We start from the raw sequence: 518 nt of genomic DNA, 5'->3' as shown, positions 1-518 counted from the left end.
TTTTATAACGTTTAAATTTATGTAATTCGGTTATGATGTTGAAGATACATAAGCAGGGAATTTCAAAAACATAGCGAATATTTCATGGTACAACTACATATTTTTTTGATTTAAAGTGGTTTCGTTTGACCTTTATTGACCATAATTGTATTATAAGACTAAGAAAGCTTTATAAGGAGGAAATAACAGATGAATTTAATTCCTACAGTAATTGAACAAACAAATCGTGGAGAACGCGCTTACGATATTTACTCTCGACTATTAAAAGACCGCATCATTATGCTTGGTAGTGCAATTGATGACAACGTAGCTAACTCAATCGTTTCCCAGCTTTTATTCTTGGAATCTCAAGATCCAGAAAAAGATATTCACATCTACATCAACAGCCCTGGTGGTTCTATCACAGCAGGTATGGCAATTTACGATACAATGCAGTTTATTAAACCACAAGTATCAACAATCTGTATCGGTATGGCTGCATCTATGGGTGCATTCTTACTTGCAGCAGGTGAAAAAGG

The 518-nt window shown here is 34.4% G+C and carries 1 protein-coding gene; it reads left to right on the top strand.

The annotated features are described in order from the left end of the window. Positions 1-189: 189 nt before the first annotated feature. Positions 190-518 (top strand): ATP-dependent Clp protease proteolytic subunit (locus tag BAQ44_RS17065; protein WP_211274096.1); only part of this gene is annotated, 329 nt, incomplete at its 3' end.

The organism is Bacillus mobilis, assembly GCF_001884045.1.
Taxonomy (GTDB): domain Bacteria; phylum Bacillota; class Bacilli; order Bacillales; family Bacillaceae_G; genus Bacillus_A; species Bacillus_A mobilis.
Note: the sequence above shows the minus strand (reverse complement) of the source record. Positions and strands in the feature narration are given on the sequence as shown.